The organism is Anaerococcus lactolyticus ATCC 51172 (assembly GCF_000156575.1).
Taxonomy (GTDB): domain Bacteria; phylum Bacillota; class Clostridia; order Tissierellales; family Peptoniphilaceae; genus Anaerococcus; species Anaerococcus lactolyticus.
Genome location: NZ_GG666045.1, coordinates 408,634 through 430,278, shown reverse-complemented (window position 1 = coordinate 430,278; position 21,645 = coordinate 408,634). Strand labels below are relative to the sequence as shown.

The window sequence follows — 21,645 nt, the reverse complement described above, 5'->3', positions numbered from 1 at the left end:
AGGCGGCATTGTCCTTATCGGATTAAAGCTGATTCCGCTTCTTGCAAATGTACTCAAGTAAGAAGAAAAGGAGAAATTAAATGTTTGGGATATTCGACAAGATAGAGGAGTTTTTCAAAGATCTTCTACTGGGCGGTATCCAAGCAAACTTAGAGTCCATGTTTCTTGACATCAACGATAAAGTTGGTGCGATTGCAACGGATGTGGGAAAGACACCGATGGGGTGGAACGGACAGGTTTTTAGTTTTATCAAAAGCATTAACGACTCTGTCATTATCCCCATTGCAGGGCTAATCATAACGGCAGTCCTTTGTATCGAGCTTATCAATATGGTTATGCAAAAGAACAATATGCACGATACGGATACCTTTGAATTTTTCAAGTACATCATAAAGATGTGGATTGCCGTATGGTTAGTGTCTCACGCTTTTCAGTTTTCTATGGCAGTCTTTGATGTGGCACAGCATATGGTAAATAAAGCGGCAGGGGTAATTAACACCTCTGCCGTTATCTCTGGAGATCAGATTGTAACGATGGTAGAAGGCTTAAAAGATAAAGGTCTTGGAGAGCTTGTCATGATACTCTTTGAAACCTCGCTCATAAAGGTGGCAATACAGGTCATTTCCATTGTGATTATGCTTGTGGTATACGGCAGAATGTTTGAGATTTATGTTTACTCATCCGTTTCAGCCATTCCTTTTGCCACAATGGGAAACAAAGAGTGGGGACAAATCGGAACAAACTATATCAAAGGCTTATTTGCCATAGGATTACAAGGACTCTTTTTAATGGTTTGTCTTGGAATATACGCAGTATTAGTTAAGACAATACAAATAACAGATATACACACAAGTACCTTTACGATACTTGGATATGCGGTTTTGCTGGGGTTAATGATGCTAAAGAGCGGAACACTGGCCAAAAGCGTATTAAATGCACACTAAAAGAAAGGATAGATATGATGAACAAAAGAAAAACAGTATTGATAGTAGTAGCAGTTGGAACGGGTATTTTGGCGGTGATGGATAGAATCAGGCTTCACAGCAAAGTGAATGACTTGGAAGAAAGAACAAAGGACATCGGTCGCTGCCATAATGATTTTTGTCTAATGCAGGAAAGATATAACAGAAGTACAGATAAACAGATTGCAAGTATTCAGGAAGAAATCGGCTCCGTATATGAGCATATAGAGGAGCTTTCAAAGGATAAAGAAGATGGGAGGTAAGTTATGGCGTATGTACCTATCCCAAAAGACTTAAAGAAGGTAAAAACAAAGGTGGCATTCAACCTGACAAAAAGACAGCTTATCGGTTTTACGATTGCAGGACTGATTGGAATACCAATCTATTTATTTATGCGAAAGGTAGTTCCAAATGATATAGCAGTCATCTTTCTCATTGTGTCCACACTTCCCATATTTTTCATCACTCTTTTTGAAAAGGACGGACTTAGCTTTGAGAAATATTTTAAGTATATTTACCTTCACAAATTTTATCAGCCACAAAAAAGAGTGAGGAAGGAGGTTTACCTTGAAAGACAAAAGAAAGATTCAGCAGCTAAAGTTAGAACAAAACCAAAAGAAGTTAAGAAGTCAAAAACAGGACTTAAAGCAAAATAAGGAAAAGTCTAAAAAAGATAGGGGCGGATTACTTGACCTTATCTTTAGGAAAGAGCCGAAAAGATACACAGTTGAAGATACCATTCCTTACCTTAGACTTTTAAAAAGCGGGATATGTCAGATTGATGAAAAGCATTTTAATAAGAGTATCGCCTTTGAGGATATAAACTATCAGCTTGCCTTAGAAGAAGATAGGGATTTGATTTTTAATCAGTTTGCAAACTTTCTTAATTCCTTTGATCCAAGTATCAGCATAGAGTTTTCATATATCAATCAGCTTGGTAGAAACGAAGAAATGAAATCAGCCATACAAATACCGGATAAAAAGGACGGGTTTGACGATATACGCCTTGAGTTTCGAGAAATGCTCAAAAGTCAGATTGTAAAGGGAAATAACGGACTGAAAAAATCAAAGTATGTAACCTTTACGGTGGAAGCGGATAATTTAGAGCAGGCTACTTCAAAACTGGAAAGACTGGAGATAGATATATTATCGAGTCTTAAAAGTATGGGAGTAAGAGCAGAAAGCCTGAACGGAGAAGAAAGACTCAAGATTCTTCACGATATATTAAATCCCAATAAGACCTTTGAGTTTTCATACAAAAATCTGAGGAAAAGGGAAAGCACTAAAACATACATTGTACCTGATGAATTTAACTTCACGCCTTCAAGGTACTTTAAGTTTGGAAAATTTATCGGGGCAGTAAGTCATTTTCAAATTCTTGCAAGTGAGCTTTCAGACCGTATGCTTGCCGAGTTTTTGGATATTGATGATAACATCAATATTTCATTTCATATTAAGGCAATCGACCAATCGGAGGCTATTAAAATGGTAAAGAGAAAAAATACCGATATTGACAAGATGAAGATTGAGGAAAACAAAAAGGCTGTAAGGTCGGGATATGATATGGACATTCTTCCAAGTGATTTAATTACCTATGGAGAAGATGTAAAAAGCCTTTTAAAAGACCTCCAGACAAGAGATGAGCGTATGTTTGTCGTAACCATTATCTTTATGAACTTTGCAAGGACAATTCAAAAGCTGGATAATACCATTTCTCAAATCAGCTCCATTGCCAATAAGCATAATTGCAAGTTAAAAAGACTTGATCACTCACAGGAGCAGGGCTTAATCAGTGTACTTCCACTTGGGGTAAATAAGATTGAAATTGACAGAGGACTAACCTCATCATCTACGGCAGTATTTATGCCTTTTACTACAGAGGAGCTATTTATCAATTCAAGTAACAGTCTTTATTACGGACTAAATGCCTTAAGCCATAACCTGATTATGGCAGATAGGAAAAAACTCAAAAATCCAAACGGTCTAATCCTCGGAACTCCTGGAAGTGGTAAATCCTTTAGTGCTAAAAGAGAAATGGCAAATGCAATTTTAGTAACAGACGATGATGTGATTATCTGCGATCCGGAAGGAGAGTATGGAAACCTTGTAAGACAATTTAATGGAGAAGTCATTAAAGTCAGCAGTAAGTCCAAAGATTACCTGAATCCCCTTGATATAAATATGAACTATGGCGATGGGGATGCGCCACTGAAAGACAAAGCAAACTTCATTATGAGTATGCTGGAGCTTGTAGTAGGCGGTAGTGGTCTTACGGCAGAAGAAAAGTCCGTTATAGACAGGTGCTTACCTAAGATTTACGAAAGGTATTTTGAAAATCCAGAACCTTGTAATATGCCTATACTTCAAGACCTATACGATATGTTAAAAGGACAGGAAGAAAAGGTCGGTAAAAAGCTGGCAACGGAGATGGAAATCTATGTATCAGGTTCCCTTAATGTTTTTAATCACAGGTCAAATGTGGACTTAAATAAGAAGCTCCTTTGTTTTGATATTAAAGAGCTTGGAAGTCAGCTAAAGAAAATCGGTATGCTTGTTATACAGGATCAGGTGTGGAATAAGGTATCGCAAAATAGGGGAAATAAGGCTACAAGGTACTATATCGACGAGTTTCACTTATTGTTAAAAGACGAGCAGACAGCTTCCTATTCCGTAGAGATTTGGAAAAGATTTCGTAAGTGGGGAGGAATTCCGACAGGAATTACACAGAATGTCAAAGACCTACTGATGAGTAAGGAAATTGAAAATATCTTTGATAATACGGACTTTGTTTTAATGCTTAATCAAGCTTCAGGCGATAGAGAAATTTTAGCAAGGAAACTTAAAATCTCACAGCCACAGCTAAAATATGTAACTAATTCCAATGCAGGAGAAGGACTTTTGTTCTTTGGAAATACCATTGTACCTTTCCTTGATAAGTTTCCGAAAGATACTATTCTTTATCAGAAGATGACAACCAAGCCTGAAGAAGTGAGGTAGGCTTATGGGAAAGAAACTGAAAAAGGACTTTAAGGAAAGGCAAAGGGCAAGGATTGAAAAGGAAAGGCTGCAAAGTAATAGCAGCATAGGGCCTGAAGAAAATAAACTAAAGCATAATGATGATTACAGAGGGAAAATTGTCCATGACAAAGACAGATTTCAAGATAAGGTTCATGAAAAGGTCAGTAAGAGAAGTGCAGAAACTGAATTAAACGGAAAAACTTCTAAAAGAAATGCAAGGTATAGAGCTTCCGATAAGGATAGCGTAGCTTCTGTAGCTGAAACAGAAGGTGTAAGTCAAAAAGAAATTGGAAAAGCAGATTATATTACTGAGGTTAAGGATGGAAAAATCTATGATCCTTTAGGAAAAGACCTTGATAATGACGGAATCATAGATAGATATGACAATGACTTTAGGGACAGCGACTATTTTGAGTCAACCTATGATGTAGAGGACAACCTTCATCGTAAAGCAGAAGATACAAAAGGCTTTTCAAAAAGCCAAAAGGCTCAAAAGAAAAAATATAAGAGAAAAAACTATTCCGATAAGCTCTATACCAGAAAAAAGGACAAAGAATCCAAAGAGGAAAAGGCTGACAATAAAAAAAGCGGAAAAGAAGCCATTCTTGATAGAGAAAAGAAAAACAGGCTTTCTAAAGAACAGGAAAGAACTTTTAGGGATAAGGCTTCTAAAGTGTCCGCTTTATCAGGACTTGCTAAAGGAAGTGAAACCGTAAGAGATTATTTATCTCATGGAAGTGATGAAAATCAAGGGGTAGAGGCAGGAGAAAAAACAGCCGACACAAGCTCAAAACTCATTCATGGCATTAAGAACTATTCAGATAAGAAAAGAGCAAAAAAAGGATATGACCTTACGAATAAGGACTATAAAATCAGAAAGCGAAAATCCAAACTTGAATTTCGAGATGCCAAAGAGGAGCTAAAAAAGACACAGGAGTATCAAAAAGCAAATAACTTTAAGCGATTTCAGAAGCGAAAGCAGATGAAAGATTCCATTAAAAGGCAGAATAAGTCAAGGCTTAGAGATCGCATTAAGGAAGGGCTTATAGGAAGTCTTAAAAGTTCAAAGGAAGTTATATTAAGAAAAGCGAAGGGACTTATGATTATTTTCATAGGTCTTATTATTTTGGGAACTTTCTTTATCAACTTTGCAGGAACGGGAATGACAGGCTTTATGAACTCCACAAGTTCTGTTCTTACAACAAGCTATTTGTCAAAGCCAAATGTCCTAAATGAAATCAATCAGAATTTTTCCGCTATGGAAAGTGAGCTTCAAAACGAGGTTGATCATGTCAAAGAAAATTATCCCGGATATGACGAGTACATCCTAAATAACACAGAGTACATCGGTCATAATGTCCATGAGCTTTTATCCTACATTACATCAAGGTGTGGGGAAGTAAAGAATGTATCAGAAGTAAGTTCTGTATTAAATGAGCTTTTTAAGTCCATGTATGACCTTGAGTATAAGGAAGAAGTGGAAATCAGATACAGGACAGTTACAGATACCTATACCGATGAAGATGGAAACGAATATACCGAAAGCCATGAAGAACCTTATGAGTATAAAAAGCTCATTGTAACGCTGTATAAAAAAGAGATGGACAGCATTATCCGAAAGATATTTGCTGATTATCCCGATAACTTAAAGCACTATGAAGCCTTATTCCTTGCGCAAGGAAATATGGGAGAAGCCTTTGGCAATAGCGACCTTATTGCTTCCAATGGAGGTATCGGAGGCGGAAAAGAGTATGAGGCTTCTACGGAAGTTCAAAAGAAGATTGTCAATGCTGCCTACATTACGCCATCTCCGGGTGCAGGCTGGTGTGCTATGTGGGTATCGCAGGTCTATCAAAATGCAGGACTTGGATATATCGGAGGAAATGCTTGTGATATGTACCGAAACTACACCTTTACATCAGATAAATCAAAACTCAAGGTAGGAATGCTTGTTGCAGTTGAAAGCAGTAGTAGCGGAAGCAGTGCAGGACTTACCTATGGTCATGTAGGCATTTATATAGGCGATGGCAAGGTAATAGATAATATCGGGAGAATCAGAGTAACTACCTTAGATGATTGGATAGCATCTTTTTGTCAGCATCATCCCGTAGGTTTCGGCTTTCCGCCAAATGTAAACAGATAAGGAGGACACAATTTGAAAAAAGAACTGACAGCAGTAAAAAACAGAATAAAGAAGTTAAGGGATAAAAAGGCTCTGATTGATGAAGAATTGGAGCCTTTATTCATTCGTGAGGAAGAACTTGAAAACGAAGAAATTATTGCCATTTGCAGAAAGAACAACATTACAATTTCTGATCTGATGGCAAAAGTAAACAGAGAAAAAGCAGAAGTGAAAAAGGAGAAAACAAATGAAAACCAGTTTGAAAAATAAAAGAATTACAGCCATTGTTGTAGCTTTTACCCTGTTAATGGGTGGAGTTTTAGGGGTGTTAAAAGTTGGTGCAAAGACAGTGTTTGCGTCAAATGAACCGCCTGAAAAATATGAAACATATTATGAACTGAAATTTGAGGATCATACTTCAGATGACACCTTTAGAGGATTTTATTATGTCGGAAAAGAAAATAAAGAAGGTCAGCCATTGAACTTTAAGTTTTCCTTATCAAAATCCTTTGAAGAAAAGGGCGGTGTGGTTGTCGATAAGTATAATGAAACCTTTACCAATGAGAACATGGACAAAGAAAATCAGTTAGATGATCTAATATATATGACAAAGAAAACTTATCCTTATTATCGAATTCATAATGTAGGGACAGGTGCTTTTACAAGTATCGTTTCTCCAAGAGATAAAGATAATTACTATATTGGAGATATTACAGAAAATGCAGAAGAACGAACTGTAAAAGGAAAGAAAGCAAATGTCATTGTCTATACCTGCCCTGTCTTACAGATAAATAGAAAAATCGAGAAAGTAACAGTTGACTATGAGGGAGAGCTTAAAGAGGAAACAAAGAACTCTATTATTGGCAGAGTAAAGGAAGCAAATCCCAATATCAATAATGTAAAAGAAATTAAGATTGTTAAGGACAAGCTGATTATTGAAACATGGAATAGATTTCATACCGGCGTCCCATACCTTGAATTACCTTTAGAGGATTTATATAAGAGGGTAGCGAATGCGTCAGCTCAAACAGATAATAAGGATACTAAGAATCAGGAAAGTCAGACAAAAAGTAAAGTAAAGGTCAAATATAAATATCAGGATGGAAAGGTATATAAGGAGTATTCAGCTTTCTTTGACAAAAATCAGATGATTGATGCGTCTGACCTTGAAATGCTTCCTGATAATATGAGTTTTAATGACGATTTTGTAAGCTACACAGTAAAAGGTGATGGAAGCGATAGTATTATCCGAATTGTAAAGAAGTTAGAAAGTAATGCTCAGACGCAGACGGAAAAGCCAAAAACAGAAGATAAGGGAACTCAAACAGAGCTTAGCAAAGATGATATTTCCAAAATGGAAAAGGAATCTAAGGAACTTCAGGAAAAACTTGATAAGCTAAGTCAGGAGATTAAGGACAAGGATAAATTAAGCGACAAGCAAAAGGAGAAAATCAAAGACCTTGAGGAAAAAATAGATAAGCTGAAGGAAAAACTTGAGAAGGGCAAAGACGATAAGGATTTATCGGCGGATATGAAAAAGGAGATAGAGAAGCTAACTGAGAAAATTAAGGAGCTTGAGAAAAAGACGAATGAGGTTGGCAAGGCTACAGTTACGCATAATCCTACTGTAACACCAATCAGCCCTATCTCTGGAATGAAAACAGGAACAGGAAACTTTCCTCAAACATCTGTAAGTGATACGGGTAAAGGCTCATCATCACAGGATAATACAGGAAAGATTACAAAGGACACCAATGTTGGCAAGACCGATGGAAAAGAAAAAGAAGTTCGTTATCCCAATAAGCTGACACCGAAACAACCTGCCAATAACAGCAGTCAGGATTCCTCTATGGATGGTTCAAGTAAGAATGTAAATACCAATAAAGGAGTTGCTTCTGCTCCATCAAAGGCACGAGGAACTGTTACGGAAAATAAGGATAATGCGAACAAGGATTATCCGATTCATCATGGAGATAGCAGTGATAAGAAAGAAACGGACATGTATTCAGCGGACGCAAGACAGTTTGTTACCTTTACTACTAAGAATGGCAAGACTTTCCATCTAATCATCAATCACGATGAGGATAGCGAGAATGTCATGCTCCTAACAGAAGTATCAGAAGATGATCTTCTCAATATGGTTGAAAAGAAAGAAGCTCCGAAACAGGAAATTAAAAAGGAAGAACCTGAAAAAGAAGAACCTAAGCCAGTAAAAAAGGAAGAAAGCAGCAATATGGGAACCTACTTAATTCTCATTCTTGTAGTAGCAGGAGCATTAGGTGCAGGATATTATTTTAAGGTCGTTAAGAAAAAGGAAGATAAGGAGCTTGAAGGCTTTGAGGAGGAAGATGATGATTTCTTTTCAGAGGCAGAAGAAAGTGAAAATGAAACAGATGAAACAGAAACAGAAGATAAAGAAGATGATGAGTTAGAGTAGATTTGCACCTAAAACTATACAATATTTGGGGCAAAATACAGGGCGAGAGAGTAAAATCTTTCGCCCTCTTATTTTGAAAAACAGGAGGATAAATATATATGAAACTTGTAATTGCTGAAAAGCCAAGTGTTGCAATCTCTATTGCAAAAGTGATTGGAGCTACAAAAAAGAAAGACGGATACTATGAGGGAAATGGATACAAGGTAAGCTGGTGTGTGGGACACTTAATTCAGATGGCAAATCCTGATAGTTATGATGAAAAGTACGCAAAGTGGAATATGGCGGATTTACCGATTATCCCAAAAGAATATAAGTATGAGATTGCAAAGTCCACAAAGAAACAATTTACGATTCTTAAAAAGCTGATGAACGATAAGGACATAGACATCGTGATAAATGCTTGCGATGCAGGGCGTGAGGGAGAAGCAATCTTCAGGCTCGTCTACAATCAGGCAAATTGTAAAAAGAAGATGAAACGCCTTTGGATTTCATCAATGGAAGATAGTGCCATAAAGGAGGGCTTTGATAACCTAAAAGATGGAAGTTCTTACGATAATCTTTTTGAGTCTGCACAAGCAAGAGCAATAGCAGATTGGATTGTGGGAATGAATTTAAGCAGACTGTATTCGTGTCTATACAAGCAAAATTACAGTGTGGGCAGAGTGCAGACACCTACCCTTGCCATGATTGTAAATAGAGATGATGAGATAGCAAATTTCAAGAAAGAAAAATATTATACAGTGGAATTAAGTCTTAATGACTTTACACTATCAACAGATAGAATTGATGATGAGGTTACTGCTGAACAGCTCTTAAATTTAGTAGGTGATAAGATAGAAATTACCGATGTTATTCAAAAGGAAAAGATAACAAAGCCTGATTTGCCTTTTGACCTTACAACACTTCAAAGAGAGTGCAATAAGTATTTTGGATACTCAGCTAAGCAGACACTTGATTATGCTCAAAGTCTTTACGAAAAGAAACTGATTACCTATCCAAGAACAGACAGCAGATTCCTTACTGAAGATATGATTGTAAGTACGGTTAATAACATTTTAGGAAAGAATGATTTTGACACAGGGCGTATCAAGACGGTATTTAACTCTAAAAAGGTTACAGATCATCATGCGATTATACCGACAGAAAGCAGTATGAATGAGGACTTAACTTCTCTTCCGGAAAGTGAATTGAAGGTATATGAACTTATTTTAAATAAGCTACATGCAAGTGTAGGCTATCCTTTAATTGAGAATGCAATGAAGATTGTGGCTGAATTTGATAGCTTTACTTTTACAAGCTCAGGCAAGACAATTAAAGATGAAGGTTTTACAAAATATCTTAAAGAATATAAGTCTAAGAAAAATGAAGATATGGCACTTCCTGATGTGAACATTGGTGATGTATTGAGCATTGAAAACAAGGAAATAAAAGAAAAGTACACTCAACCGGCTAAGCATTTTACGGAAGATCTTCTCCTAAAGGCGATGGAGCTTGCAGGAAATGACGCATTGGAAAAAGGAGTAGAGGTTGAGCGAAAAGGACTTGGAACACCTGCAACAAGAGCAGGGATTATTGAAAATCTGATTTTCAAGGGATTTGTAGAAAGAGATAAAAAGAACCTTATTGCTACACATAAGGGAATCAGCCTTGTAACGATTGTAGCTGATACTTTTAAATCAGCAGAAACAACAGCAAAGTGGGAAATGGAGTTATCGGATATTGCACAGGGAAAATCATCAAAGAAAAATTTTTTAGAGGCAATTGAAACTGAGATAAAAGAAGTGGTTTCAACTTATATCAAGTAAGATGGCACTAATTTCAAGGTGGAAAAAATGCCCTAAAAATGCTATAATCTTTTGTAGGAAAAGTAGGGCGAAAGGAAACGGGTATGAAAGATACATTTATGGATACTGCAAAAGTTATGTCAAAAGGGCAGGTTACTATTCCGAAAAGGATAAGAGAACTTTTGGACTTACAAAATGGAGATTATGTTACTTTTGTAGTTAATAACGATAAAGTGCAAATTCAAAACTCCAAAATTTTTATTGAAGAAAACATTGATAAATAAAGGTGGTGAAATAACAAAGATGACGATAGATGAAATAAAAAAGTTAATTCAAAACGGAGAAAAGATAGATGTTGAATTTAAAGAATCAAGGAATGCTTTAACCAAAGATGTCTTTGATACAGTATGCTCTTTCAACAATAGAAATGGAGGACATATTTTACTTGGTGTAAATGATAAAAGAGATATTGTTGGTGTTAGTGAAGATAAAGTGGATAAGGTTATTAAAGAATTTACAACATCTATCAACAATTCGCAGAAGATGTACCCACCACTTTATTTATTACCGGAAGTCTTTGAAATTGACAGTAAAAAAGTCATTTATATCCGAGTGCCTGAAGGTTATCAGGTATGCAGGCATAATGGAAGAATATGGGACAGGTCTTATGAAGGAGACATCAATATCACAGACCATGCAGAACTTGTCTATAAGTTATATGCAAGAAAACAAGGAAGTTATTTTGTAAATAAGGTATATCCAAATCTTGATATTGATTTTCTTGATGCCTCTGTTATCGCTAAAGCCAAGAGAATGGCAGTTGCAAGAAATAAAAATCATGTTTGGGAAAATATGAGCGATGAGGAGCTATTACGAAGTGCAAATCTCATTCTGACAGATCCTGAAACAAAGCTTGAAGGCATTACATTAGCAGCGATTTTGCTATTTGGAAAAGACAACTCTATTATGTCTGTTCTTCCACAGCATAAAACTGATGCAATATTTAGAGTTGAAAATAAGGACAGATATGATGATAGAGATGTGGTAATTACAAATCTGATTGATAGCTATGACAGGCTTATAGCGTTTGGACAAAAGCATTTGAATGATTTATTTGTCTTAGATGGAATTGTAAATGTGAATGCAAGAGATAGGATACTTAGAGAAATTGTTTCTAATACTTTAGCTCACAGAGATTATTCAAGTGGTTTCCCAGCCAAAATGATTATTGATGATGAGAAGATTACCATTGAAAACAGTAACTTGGCTCATGGAATAGGAGCATTAGATTTACAAAAGTTTGAGCCTTTCCCTAAAAATCCGGCTATTTCAAAAGTGTTTAGAGAAATAGGACTTGCGGATGAGCTTGGTTCCGGCATGAGAAACACCTATAAATATACAAGACTATATTCAGGTGCTTTTCCTCTGTTTGAGGAGGGAAATATATTTAGAACGATTATTCCTTTAAAGAAAATAGCGACTCAAAAAGTTGGAGGAAATGGTGTCGCTCAGGATGTCGCTCACAGTGTCGCTCAGGATGTCGCTCACGATAAGATAGCTCTTGTAGAGTTTATAAAAGAAAAAATAAGAGAAAATGACAAGATTACAAGAAAAACAATTGCAGATGAAGCTGGAGTCAGTGTAAAGACTATAGAAAGAACCATAAAAGAAATAGATAATCTACGATATATAGGTAGTGGAAGTAATGGTCATTGGGAACTGACTGAATAGCAGTAAGTTGCAGCACATAGAATTGAAAGGTGATTAGAGTAAAATCTAACCGCCTTTTTTCATGCAAAAAAGAAGGAGGTAAACATGCGAATAAATGATTTTCATAACATCTTGGAGCTAATAAAACAAGATATTCTGCAGAGTGAAGCAGAGTATCTGAAGCTCTTAAAGGTTGTCGGAAACAATCAGAGGTACGACTTTAGAAGTCAGCTAAGTATTTATGACAAAAATCCTGAAGCGACAGCTTGTGCCAAGTTTGACTACTGGAGGGAACGCTTTAATCGAACTGTTATGAGAGGACAGAAAGGTATCCCCATTTTAGAGGACTATGGCACATATAAAAAGGTGGACTATATCTTTGATATAAGTCAGACCGTTTCCAAAAACAGAGATGTCAATGAGGTAAATCTTTGGAGATTTGATAAAGAGGCTCATAGAGATGTATTAAAAGAAATGATAAAAGCTGAAGGCTATGAAGAAAGTGAAAGCACCTTAGAAAATATCTTTTCTTTAAGTAGGCTCTACGGAGATGAAAAAATAGATAGCCTGATGAATGAACTTAGAATATCTGATGAGGACAGAATAGCCTTTACCAAGTTTGTGAGGAACTCGGTAAGCTATGCAGTAGCTGCAAGATTTAAGTTAGACTATCCTATAGATACGGAGCTGTTAAAAGAAAACTTTGCAATGCTTGACAGCATTTCCCTTATGAGCCTTGGAGAAACGGTATCAGACATTAGTGGAACAGTCATTGATACAACCATTCAAAAAAGCAAAGAGTTAGAGCTTCAAAAAGAAGTGTTAAGAGGTAAAGAAGCAGGATATAATAAAATTAGAGAAGAATTAGAGGAGGTAGAAGAAAATGTACTTCGACGAGATGATCAGGAAAGAATTAGTGAAAACGAGCGAATTTTCCGAAATGGAGAGTACGGACGAGATAATAGAGAAAATCAAAGAGAATACACTGAATCAGTTAGAGGAAGAGATGGACTTTATGAGGGAATATCCGAATCCGACTTACGCAGTGATGAGGCTGGATTATCTTTCAAACAGCGAGGAGCAGAGCCACTTCGAGATGTTAGTGGATCTATACAAGGAGAAGAAATTGACCAAACACCTGATGGATACTCAAAAACAGGCGATAGAATTTATGAGGACGGAGAAGCCAAAATTGATGGCAGCTTGGAAGATAGAGGACGAGAGCCATCCACAGTACCAAGCGATGATTTCAGCACTCAAAGAAATTACCATCAAGGAAGTAGTGGAAATCTAAAAGAAAATACGGATAAAGAGATAAGAGAAGCTGACAAGGCTTCTTTTTCTTTACCCGAAAACAGATCAGGACAGATTAAACTTACAATACCTCTTACTCAAAATGAAATTGACAGTATTCTTATAAACGGTGGAAACCATGAGGGTGGTAGACTCCCTATCATTGCTGAATTTTCCAAAGGAAAAACAGTAGAAGAATTAGGAGAATACCTTAAAGGTACCTTTAGAGGCGGAAACGGTTTATTTCTTAATGAAGCAGAAGTATCTTCCTGGTATTCGGATAAAGGCATTCATTTAGCTTATGAAACTTCGGCAAGAGAAGATAGCACACAAATTTTAAGCTGGAGTGATGCTGCAAGAAGAATTAATGAACTTTTGGAAAATGGAGAGTTTGCAACAAATGTAGAGCTTTCTGAAGCACAGGACTATGAAAGAGATAGAGTTTCAGAATCCTTATGGTATCTATACCACGATTTAAGTGAAGAAGGGAAAGCACAGGGATATTTTGACTTTATAGAAAGAGGTGGTGGCTTTCCGAAAGAAACAAGACAGTTATCGGAAGCTCTGAAAAATCCTGACTATCTAAAGAATGTTATTTCCAAGTACAGTCGCTTTTTGACAGGATATAAAGAAAACAAAGATGTACTAAGATTTCATTATCACAAGGTAGATAGCCTTTATCAAAAATTGCAGGAGCTTGAACTTCCGAGAAAGGAATATACCTCTAATCTTACCGAACTTCCAAAGGTACAAGGATTTATTACAGAAGATGAAGTTCTTGATACGATTTCAAGAGGAAGTGGAGTATCTCAAGGAAAAGAGCGAATTACTAAGTTTTTCAAAGAAAATCATACGCTTCAGGAAAAAGCGAATTTCTTAAAAGATGAGTATGGAATCGGAGGTCATTCTCATGCTGTTTCAGGAGCAAAGGGAAGTGATGAATGGTATGATGCAAAGGGACTGAAATTACAGAAGAATCATTGTAACGATGTTTTTCTTACATGGTCAAATGTAGCAAAGCATGTAGATGAGCTGCTTTCTAAAAATCTTTATCTTGAAGAGAATAAAATTGAAAGCAAGACAGCGATAGAAGAACAAAAAGAGCCAAGTTATTACTCTAAAGACGATCCATACAATCTGATGACTGATGAAATGCTTGAGAAAGTTCCCGAGCTTTATGCACATGAGGATGTAGCTTTAGCGGATAAACAGGTTCATGCAGCATACATTATTCCATTTAGAAGTAACTGGACTTGGTATATGACGGAGTATGACAGGAAAAGTAAAGATGCTTTTGGACTTGTTTTAGGGATTGAGCCGGAATGGGGATATTTTAATCTTGAGGAGTTAAAGGAATTAAATGCCCAAAGACTTGTTTTAGAGGATTTTCCAAAGACCTTTAGAGAACTTAAAGACAGTGAACTTAAAAAGCAGATGGATGAGCAGGAGCTTCAGTCTGTCTTTAATGGAGAACTTAGCTTTGAAGATAAAGTAGAGCTTGAAGCACCTGAAGAAGTGGAAGAAAGCATACAAGCAGAACCTTTTCAGGCTACCTTATTTGATTATCTAAAGGAAAGAGAAGAAGTAGAGCTTAATGAAAAAGAGGAGAGCCTTTCAGATGAGTTTGCAGTTAAAGAAGGTGATACCGTCTATTTTCATCATGAAGAATACAAAGTCAGAGAAATTTCTAAAAATGAAATCACAGGAAGAAATGACTTGTGGCTTGATCCTGTAAGGCAAGGGAATCATCAAATCCCGATTATATCCTTTACAGATGATGAGGATTTATTAAGACAAATAAGTCTTGAAAGACCTGACTTTATCATCGGTGATGAAGTGAAGTATAAGGGAAAAGACTATACCATCACAAGATTTGATGATATGGGAAATAACCTAAAGACCGTAACGGTTAAGGATAATACCGAATATCTTGGAGGTATGATTACAGGCTCCGATGTAATTCCTTATCGTAAGGAAAGTGAGCTTGATAAAATCTTTGAAAATCTGACCAATGAGAAGCCTGAAAAGACTTTTGAGGAAGTAGAAATAAAGAAAAATGAGGCTCATAATTTCAAGATTACAGAAGAAACACTACCTGCAAAGTTATCTCCAAGTGAGAGGTTAAACAATAACCTTGAAGCAATCTCTATGCTTAACAGAGTAGAAAGTGGAGAACGAGAGCTTGATATTACAGCTCAGGAAGTTTTAGCGAAATATGTCGGTTGGGGTGGATTATCTGAAGTCTTTGATGAAAGCAAGGATGGACAGTGGAAAGAGGCAAGAGCCTTCTTAAAGGAAAATCTATCGTCATCAGAATATGAAGCTGCAAGAGATTCAACCTTAACGAGCTTTTACACACCGAAAACCGTTATTGATGGCGTATATAAGACGCTTTCAGGTATGGGATTTAAACAGGGAAATATCCTTGAACCGTCAATGGGTATCGGGAACTTTATCGGTAATTTACCTGATGAAATGAATAAGTCAAAGTTTTATGGAGTAGAGCTTGATTCGGTAAGCGGTCGTATTGGAAAGCTGCTATACCCTGAAAGTGATATACAGGTAAAGGGACTTGAAGAAACGGGATTTTCCAATAACTTCTTCGATGTAGCAATCGGAAATGTTCCATTTGGAGAGTATAAGGTAAATGACAGGGAATACAATCGTAATAACTTTCTTATCCACGATTATTTCTTTGCCAAGTCCATTGATAAGGTAAGAAACGGCGGTGTTATCGCCTTTATTACATCTTCAGGAACAATGGATAAAAAAGACGAAAGTGTAAGAAGATATCTTGCAGCAAGAACCGAATTTATAGGAGCAATCAGACTTCCAAACGATACCTTTAAGGGTGTTGCCGGCACAGAAGTAACTTCGGATATTATCTTCTTAAAGAAAAGAGATAGTGTATTAGAGCGAGATGAAGATTGGATACACCTTGCGGAAGATGAAAATGGACTTTCATATAACAAATACTTTGTCGATCATCCTGAGCAGGTGCTTGGTTCTATGCGTGAAGTTAGCGGAAGGTTTGGGAAAACACTCACTTGTGAGCCGATAGCTTATTTAGGTACAGAGATAAACATGGCTTCATTAAAGGAGCGTATCGAGATTGCAGGAGAAAGAATTTCAAAAGAAGCCAAGTATGAAGAAATAGAGCTACTTGATGATGAAATAACTTCTATCCCTGCAACCGATGATGTAAAGAACTTCTCTTATACCTTGATTGACGATGAAGTCTATTACAGAGAAAACTCACTTTTTATCAAAAAGGAAGTATCAGACAAGAATAAAGAAAAAATCAAGGATTACCTTGAGCTGAATGCTGCCTTAAAAGATGTGATTTACAAGCAGAAAGAAGATTTTAACGAAGAAGAAATCAAGGCTTCACAGGAAAAACTAAATGAAGTATATGACAACTTTTCTAAAAAGCATGGCTTTGTCAATAACCTAAGCAATACCAGAGCCTTAAAAGAGGATAGCAACTTCCCGCTTGTTTCCTCCATAGAAATCCTTGATGAAGAAGAAAATTTCAAGGCAAAGGGAGATATTTTCTCCAAAAGAACCATTACAAAAGCCAAAATCATAGACCATGTGGATACCTCTTTAGAAGCTCTTGTTTTATCGGTATCTGAAAAAGGATATGTGGACTTTGACTATATGGGAAGTCTTACCGGAAAAGACAGACCAACTTTAATTGAGGAGCTTCGAGGGGAAATCTACCTAAATATCAGAGAAGAACAAAACTTTTACAGACCGCTTTCCTTTAACCTCGAAGATGAGGATTTACCTTTTGCCTGTGCCAATGGCAGCAACTCCTACAAATATAGCTATGTAACAAAAGATGAATATTTAAGTGGAAATATTAGGGACAAGATTGCCATTGTAGACAGTTATCTATCAAAACTAAGACAGACGGAAAGAGAACTTCCTCATCTTGGCTATGAAGAAAATGGAAAAGAAAAAGAGCTGATAAGCTATGAAATGAATCGTTTGGAATATCAAAAAGCAGAGCTTACAAAAGTTCTTCCAAAGGAGCTTGAAGCAAGTGAAATCAATGTGCGTCTTGGTGCAACTTGGATACCGATTAAAGATATTGAGAAATTCATCTTTGAAACGCTTAAAACTCCGGGATATGCAAGATGGGATATTAAGGTTAAGTTTTCAAATCTTACAAGCGAATGGAATGTAGAAGGAAAAAGTAGGGATAGAGGAAATGACCTTGCTGAGATGACCTTTGGAACATCAAGGGTAAATGCCTATAAGCTGATTGAAGATGCCTTAAACCTGAAAGAAACAAAGGTATTTGACCAGATTGTAAATCCGGATGGCTCTAAAACTTCTGTCTTAAATAAAAAAGAAACCATGCTTGCAGGACAAAAGCAGGAGTTATTAAAAGAAGAATTTAAGAACTGGATATTTAACGATCAGGAAAGAAGAAGCCGTCTTGTAAAGCTGTATAATGAGCGTTTTAACTCTATCCGTAACAGAGAATATGACGGAAGCAATCTTTCCTTTGAGGGAATGAATACGGAGATTGACTTAAGACCTCATCAAAGAAATGCCATAGCAAGAAGCCTTTATGGAGGAAACACCTTGCTTGCCCATGTAGTAGGCAGTGGAAAGACCTTTGAAATGGTAGCTTCTGCAATGGAGAGTAAAAGGCTTGGAATGTGCAGTAAGTCCTTGTTTGTTGTACCAAATCACTTAACAGGACAAATCGGTCGTGAGTTTATGCAGCTATATCCGTCGGCTAACATTATGGTGGCTGATAAGAAAGACTTTGAGCCGAAAAACAGAAAGAGGTTTATCGGCAAGATTGCCACAGGGGAATACGATGCGGTTGTTATCGGGCATACGCAGTTTGAAAAAATCCCTATGAGTAAGGAATATCAGGAGAAGCATATCCAAGATCAGATTGATGAAATCGTAAACTATGTAGAAGAATACAAGCATGATAGGAACCAAAACTTCACAGTAAAACAGCTTGAAAAGACAAAGAAAAAACTGGAAACAAGGCTTGAGAAATTAAATGATGATTTTAAGAAAGATGATGTGATTACCTTTGAGGAATTAGGAGTTGATAAGCTCTTTGTTGACGAGGCACATGGCTTTAAGAACCTTTATCTCTATACCAAAATGCGTAATGTTGCAGGTATAGGGCAATCTGAAGCCTTTAAGTCCTCTGATATGTTCATGAAGTGCCGCTACATGGACGAAATGACAGGCGGCAAAGGCGTGGTTTTTGCCACAGGAACGCCTGTAAGTAACTCTATGACAGAGCTTTATACCATGCAGCGTTATCTTCAGTATGAAAGTCTAAAGAAAAACAACTTGGAGCATTTTGACTCTTGGGCTTCCACTTTTGGAGAAACACAATCCTCCTTTGAATTATCGCCTGAAGGTACAGGATATAGGGTTAAAACGAGATTTTCAAAGTTCTATAACTTGCCTGAGCTTATGTCTATGTTTAAGGAAGTTGCTGATATTCAGACGGCAGATATGCTTAATCTTCCTACACCTGAAGCTAACTATGAGGTTATTAAAACAGAGCCTTCTGAAGAACAAAAAGAAATTCTAAAGAGCCTCTCTGAAAGAGCAGATGATGTCAGAAATAGGGTTGTAGAGCCAGATGTTGATAATATGCTTAAGATTGCTCAAGGAAATCATGAACCTTTAATTGACGATGAGTTATGGAATACAGTTCAGGAAAAAAGAAAATCTCAAGCTAAAAAGTATGAGAAGATAAATAGAGGAAAAGATGAGAGAATTCATATCTTATCAAATCTAATAAAATGCCCATATTGTAGTGCTGGTTTATATGGAAATAAAAGCCGTAAACGTAATAAAAACAAAGAAGGAGAGCATTACAAAGATTATTACTATTACGGATGTAAACATCGACAAATGATGAATGGACATAAATGTACTTTTAATAAACAAATTAGGGCTGAATTAATTGAAAAAGAAGTAGAAACAATAATTACTCAAATAGTTAGCAATCCTACTTTTGCCAAAAAAATTGAAGAAAAAATCAATATTCAAATAGATACAAAAGAAATTGACGAAGTTATTAATAAACACTTAGCGAAGATTAGGCAATTAACAGGTACAAAAGCATCACTAATTAATCAAATAGACTCTTTAAATTTTGAAGATAAACATTATGATAGAAAATATACTGATTTAAATCTCAGACTTGATGCAATATATGATCAGTTAGAATATGCAGAAATGCAGTTAAATGATAGCAGAAAAAGGAAAGAGGCGATCCTTGAAGATAAAATAACTTCTGATAATATTTATAAAATACTTGTTAATTTTAATAGCCTTTATACAGTCCTTTCAGATATCGACAAAAAGAGATTACTTAATGAATTGATAGAAGAAATTCAAATTTATGATGAAAAAACAGAAAAAAGCACTTGGATAAAATCGGTTGTTTTCAAGCTTCCGCTCATAGATTATGACATTGACTTTAGTTTGGACAATAAAGACAATGTCGAAGCCCTAACCCTGCTTTCACGAGATTAACAAAGTTAATCGAAGTGGAACAGCGGTAGGTGTCATGCAAAGCTTTCCCAAGAGATGCTACTAGATAGCATCGACTGGCAAGAAAGCGACTGCTGAAGCTATAGCGTTGATACAAAAGATGTAAATTTAGAAATCCTGCATTTTAAGCAATTTTATAAGCATTTTGTATTTTAAAAAGATGAGAATGGATATGTAAAAAGGCTCAAAAAATTCCATGGACGTAATAGTGGTTTTAAAAATCTGCTTTTTTTATTTGTAAAGTTATTATTGATATCGAATGCATGGTATAATAATATTGATAATGAATATCAATAGGAGTTTAAAATGTTAAAAAGATTTTTTGAAAACGTGATTAAACCAAAAAATAATTTTGGTGGGCGTTTTATGGTTAAGGGCATGAATATTGGTCACGAGAAGTTAGCATCTTGGGGTCGATCATTTTTAAATATTACATCGACTGATACTTTATTGGATCTTGGTTGTGGTGGTGGTAGAAATATTCAATATTTTCTAACTAAGGCTAATAAGGTATATGGGATTGATTATTCAATGGCGAGTGTGGATATTGCAAGAATTTTAAATGATAAGGATATTAAGGATGGAAGATGTCAAATAATTGAAGGCGATGTAAAAAATATCCCTTTTGATGAGAAGACCATTGATATAGTTACTGCCTTTGAGACCATATATTTTTGGAAGGATATAGAAGCTTGCTTTAGGGAGATTCATCGAGTTTTGAAGGATGGTGGTGAGTTTTTGATTGTTAATGAGGGTGCTTATAGGGAGCATAAAAATATAAAGAAGTGGGCAGATATGCTTAATTTTGAAGTCTATTCACCAGAGTACTTAACAAATATTTTAACCAGCATCGGATTTGCATGTGAATATCACTTGGATAATAAAAGTCATCTTGCTTTTATCGCTAAAAAAATATTGTAAATTACATCGGAGATTTAGTAATTGGAAATTGAAACTATAAATGAGAGGTTAGATTTTTGAAGTTGTTATATTTTTTTGATGACAAGTTAAAACCCATAACTATGCGTGGTAAGTATTATTGTAAACCAGAAGAAACTGGGATACTAGCTGAAGGTGTGAGTTGTATAAGGGAATATGATGTCAATATGTGGTTTTACACCAAGAATGGTAAAACGATTGCTGTTGACAGTGGCCATTTAAATTTCAAAAATATAGGAGATGAATTTCAAAAAATAAATATTAGACCAGAAAATATCAATCATTTATTTTTGACTCATCTGGATACAGACCATGGTGGAGGGATAGATAAGAGCGGTCATAATATTTTTCCTAATGCTCATGTTTATATGGGCGAGGATGAGAAAAAATATATGACGAAAGAGATTCGTAGGAAGGGTATTTTTTATAATTGTGTTGAAATCGCTGATGGTTGGACTCCGATAAGCGGAAATATGATATTTGATGTTGATGGGGTAAGGGTCGAAGCTATCAGACAAATTGTTGCATTAAAAGAAGATACGAGTGAATATGTTAGAAAATCGGTAGGGAATGCTTTAAGAGATATTAGTAAAAAATTTCCAGAGTTAATTAAAGCTGAACTCTCGAACTGGAAGTTAGAAAGCAAAGAAATAAACCAAGTATACAAATTAGCGAGTAAGCTTGTAAGATGACAACTCCCAGTTTGACGAGGTAATACCTTTTAATGATAACCTTAAGCTATCGTTAAAAAGTTCATAGATATGTTCCTACATACGAACGTAGCTACTCGGCATACTTAGTGTTTACTTGTTTCACGTCGAAGTTATA

The 21,645-nt window shown here is 36.0% G+C and carries 13 protein-coding genes; all 13 read left to right on the top strand.

Going from position 1 to position 21,645, the window contains the following annotated elements; translation table 11 throughout:
- Nucleotides 1-80 precede the first annotated feature (80 nt).
- Nucleotides 81-944 carry a VirB6/TrbL-like conjugal transfer protein, CD1112 family gene (locus tag HMPREF0072_RS04615; protein ID WP_000466901.1) on the top strand — a complete coding sequence of 288 codons (864 nt, stop codon included), beginning with the start codon at nt 81-83 and terminating at the stop codon, nt 942-944.
- A 17-nt stretch (nt 945-961) separates the two neighbouring features.
- Nucleotides 962-1,225 (top strand): hypothetical protein, encoded by a 264-nt coding sequence (locus HMPREF0072_RS04610; protein ID WP_039931114.1) that lies wholly within the window; start codon nt 962-964, stop codon nt 1,223-1,225.
- Between the two features lie 3 nt (nt 1,226-1,228).
- Nucleotides 1,229-1,618 (top strand): PrgI family protein, encoded by a 390-nt coding sequence (locus HMPREF0072_RS04605; protein ID WP_000332197.1) that lies wholly within the window; start codon nt 1,229-1,231, stop codon nt 1,616-1,618.
- Nucleotides 1,530-3,959 carry a VirB4-like conjugal transfer ATPase, CD1110 family gene (locus HMPREF0072_RS04600; RefSeq protein ID WP_004827741.1) on the top strand — a complete coding sequence of 810 codons (2,430 nt, stop codon included), beginning with the start codon at nt 1,530-1,532 and terminating at the stop codon, nt 3,957-3,959. The genes HMPREF0072_RS04605 and HMPREF0072_RS04600 overlap by 89 nt, the downstream gene beginning before the upstream one ends.
- 4 nt (nt 3,960-3,963) lie before the next feature.
- Nucleotides 3,964-6,123 (top strand): CHAP domain-containing protein, encoded by a 2,160-nt coding sequence (locus tag HMPREF0072_RS04595; protein ID WP_004827738.1) that lies wholly within the window; start codon nt 3,964-3,966, stop codon nt 6,121-6,123.
- Nucleotides 6,124-6,135: 12 nt separating this feature from the next.
- The gene (locus HMPREF0072_RS04590) at nt 6,136-6,372 is read left to right on the top strand and encodes a hypothetical protein (protein ID WP_004827736.1); all 237 of its coding nucleotides are present in this window, start codon (nt 6,136-6,138) and stop codon (nt 6,370-6,372) included.
- Complete coding sequence (locus HMPREF0072_RS04585) at nt 6,350-8,539, top strand: CD1107 family mobile element protein (protein WP_000858296.1); 2,190 nt, start codon at nt 6,350-6,352, stop codon at nt 8,537-8,539. Before HMPREF0072_RS04590 ends, HMPREF0072_RS04585 begins: the two co-directional genes overlap by 23 nt.
- Before the next feature lie 98 nt (nt 8,540-8,637).
- Entirely contained in the window at nt 8,638-10,344 is a 1,707-nt protein-coding gene (locus HMPREF0072_RS04580) for a DNA topoisomerase 3 (RefSeq protein WP_004827735.1), read from the top strand.
- Between the two features lie 83 nt (nt 10,345-10,427).
- Nucleotides 10,428-10,607 (top strand): AbrB/MazE/SpoVT family DNA-binding domain-containing protein, encoded by a 180-nt coding sequence (locus HMPREF0072_RS04575; RefSeq protein ID WP_000655432.1) that lies wholly within the window; start codon nt 10,428-10,430, stop codon nt 10,605-10,607.
- A gap of 19 nt (nt 10,608-10,626) precedes the next feature.
- Nucleotides 10,627-12,054, top strand: a complete 1,428-nt coding sequence (locus HMPREF0072_RS04570) for an AlbA family DNA-binding domain-containing protein (RefSeq protein WP_032459506.1) — start codon at nt 10,627-10,629, stop codon at nt 12,052-12,054.
- Between the two features lie 84 nt (nt 12,055-12,138).
- Nucleotides 12,139-19,860, top strand: a complete 7,722-nt coding sequence (locus HMPREF0072_RS04565) for a helicase-like domain-containing protein (protein ID WP_004827731.1) — start codon at nt 12,139-12,141, stop codon at nt 19,858-19,860.
- A gap of 324 nt (nt 19,861-20,184) precedes the next feature.
- Nucleotides 20,185-20,799, top strand: coding sequence for a class I SAM-dependent methyltransferase (locus HMPREF0072_RS04560; protein ID WP_004827729.1), 615 nt, complete (start codon nt 20,185-20,187; stop codon nt 20,797-20,799).
- Nucleotides 20,800-20,855: 56 nt separating this feature from the next.
- Complete coding sequence (locus tag HMPREF0072_RS04555; protein ID WP_004827728.1) at nt 20,856-21,509, top strand: MBL fold metallo-hydrolase; 654 nt, start codon at nt 20,856-20,858, stop codon at nt 21,507-21,509.
- The last annotated feature ends 136 nt before the right edge of the window (nt 21,510-21,645 follow it).

Excerpts from the sequence above, each read along its gene's own strand:
- HMPREF0072_RS04575 (WP_000655432.1), top strand. The coding sequence starts at position 10,428 with ATGAAAGATACATTTATGGATACTGCAAAAGTTATGTCAAAAGGGCAG.
- HMPREF0072_RS04585 (WP_000858296.1), top strand. The coding sequence starts at position 6,350 with ATGAAAACCAGTTTGAAAAATAAAAGAATTACAGCCATTGTTGTAGCT.
- HMPREF0072_RS04580 (WP_004827735.1), top strand. The coding sequence starts at position 8,638 with ATGAAACTTGTAATTGCTGAAAAGCCAAGTGTTGCAATCTCTATTGCA.
- HMPREF0072_RS04570 (WP_032459506.1), top strand. The coding sequence starts at position 10,627 with ATGACGATAGATGAAATAAAAAAGTTAATTCAAAACGGAGAAAAGATA.
- HMPREF0072_RS04605 (WP_000332197.1), top strand. The coding sequence starts at position 1,229 with ATGGCGTATGTACCTATCCCAAAAGACTTAAAGAAGGTAAAAACAAAG.
- HMPREF0072_RS04560 (WP_004827729.1), top strand. The coding sequence starts at position 20,185 with ATGTTAAAAAGATTTTTTGAAAACGTGATTAAACCAAAAAATAATTTT.
- HMPREF0072_RS04610 (WP_039931114.1), top strand. The coding sequence starts at position 962 with ATGAACAAAAGAAAAACAGTATTGATAGTAGTAGCAGTTGGAACGGGT.
- HMPREF0072_RS04615 (WP_000466901.1), top strand. The coding sequence starts at position 81 with ATGTTTGGGATATTCGACAAGATAGAGGAGTTTTTCAAAGATCTTCTA.
- HMPREF0072_RS04595 (WP_004827738.1), top strand. The coding sequence starts at position 3,964 with ATGGGAAAGAAACTGAAAAAGGACTTTAAGGAAAGGCAAAGGGCAAGG.
- HMPREF0072_RS04565 (WP_004827731.1), top strand. The coding sequence starts at position 12,139 with ATGCGAATAAATGATTTTCATAACATCTTGGAGCTAATAAAACAAGAT.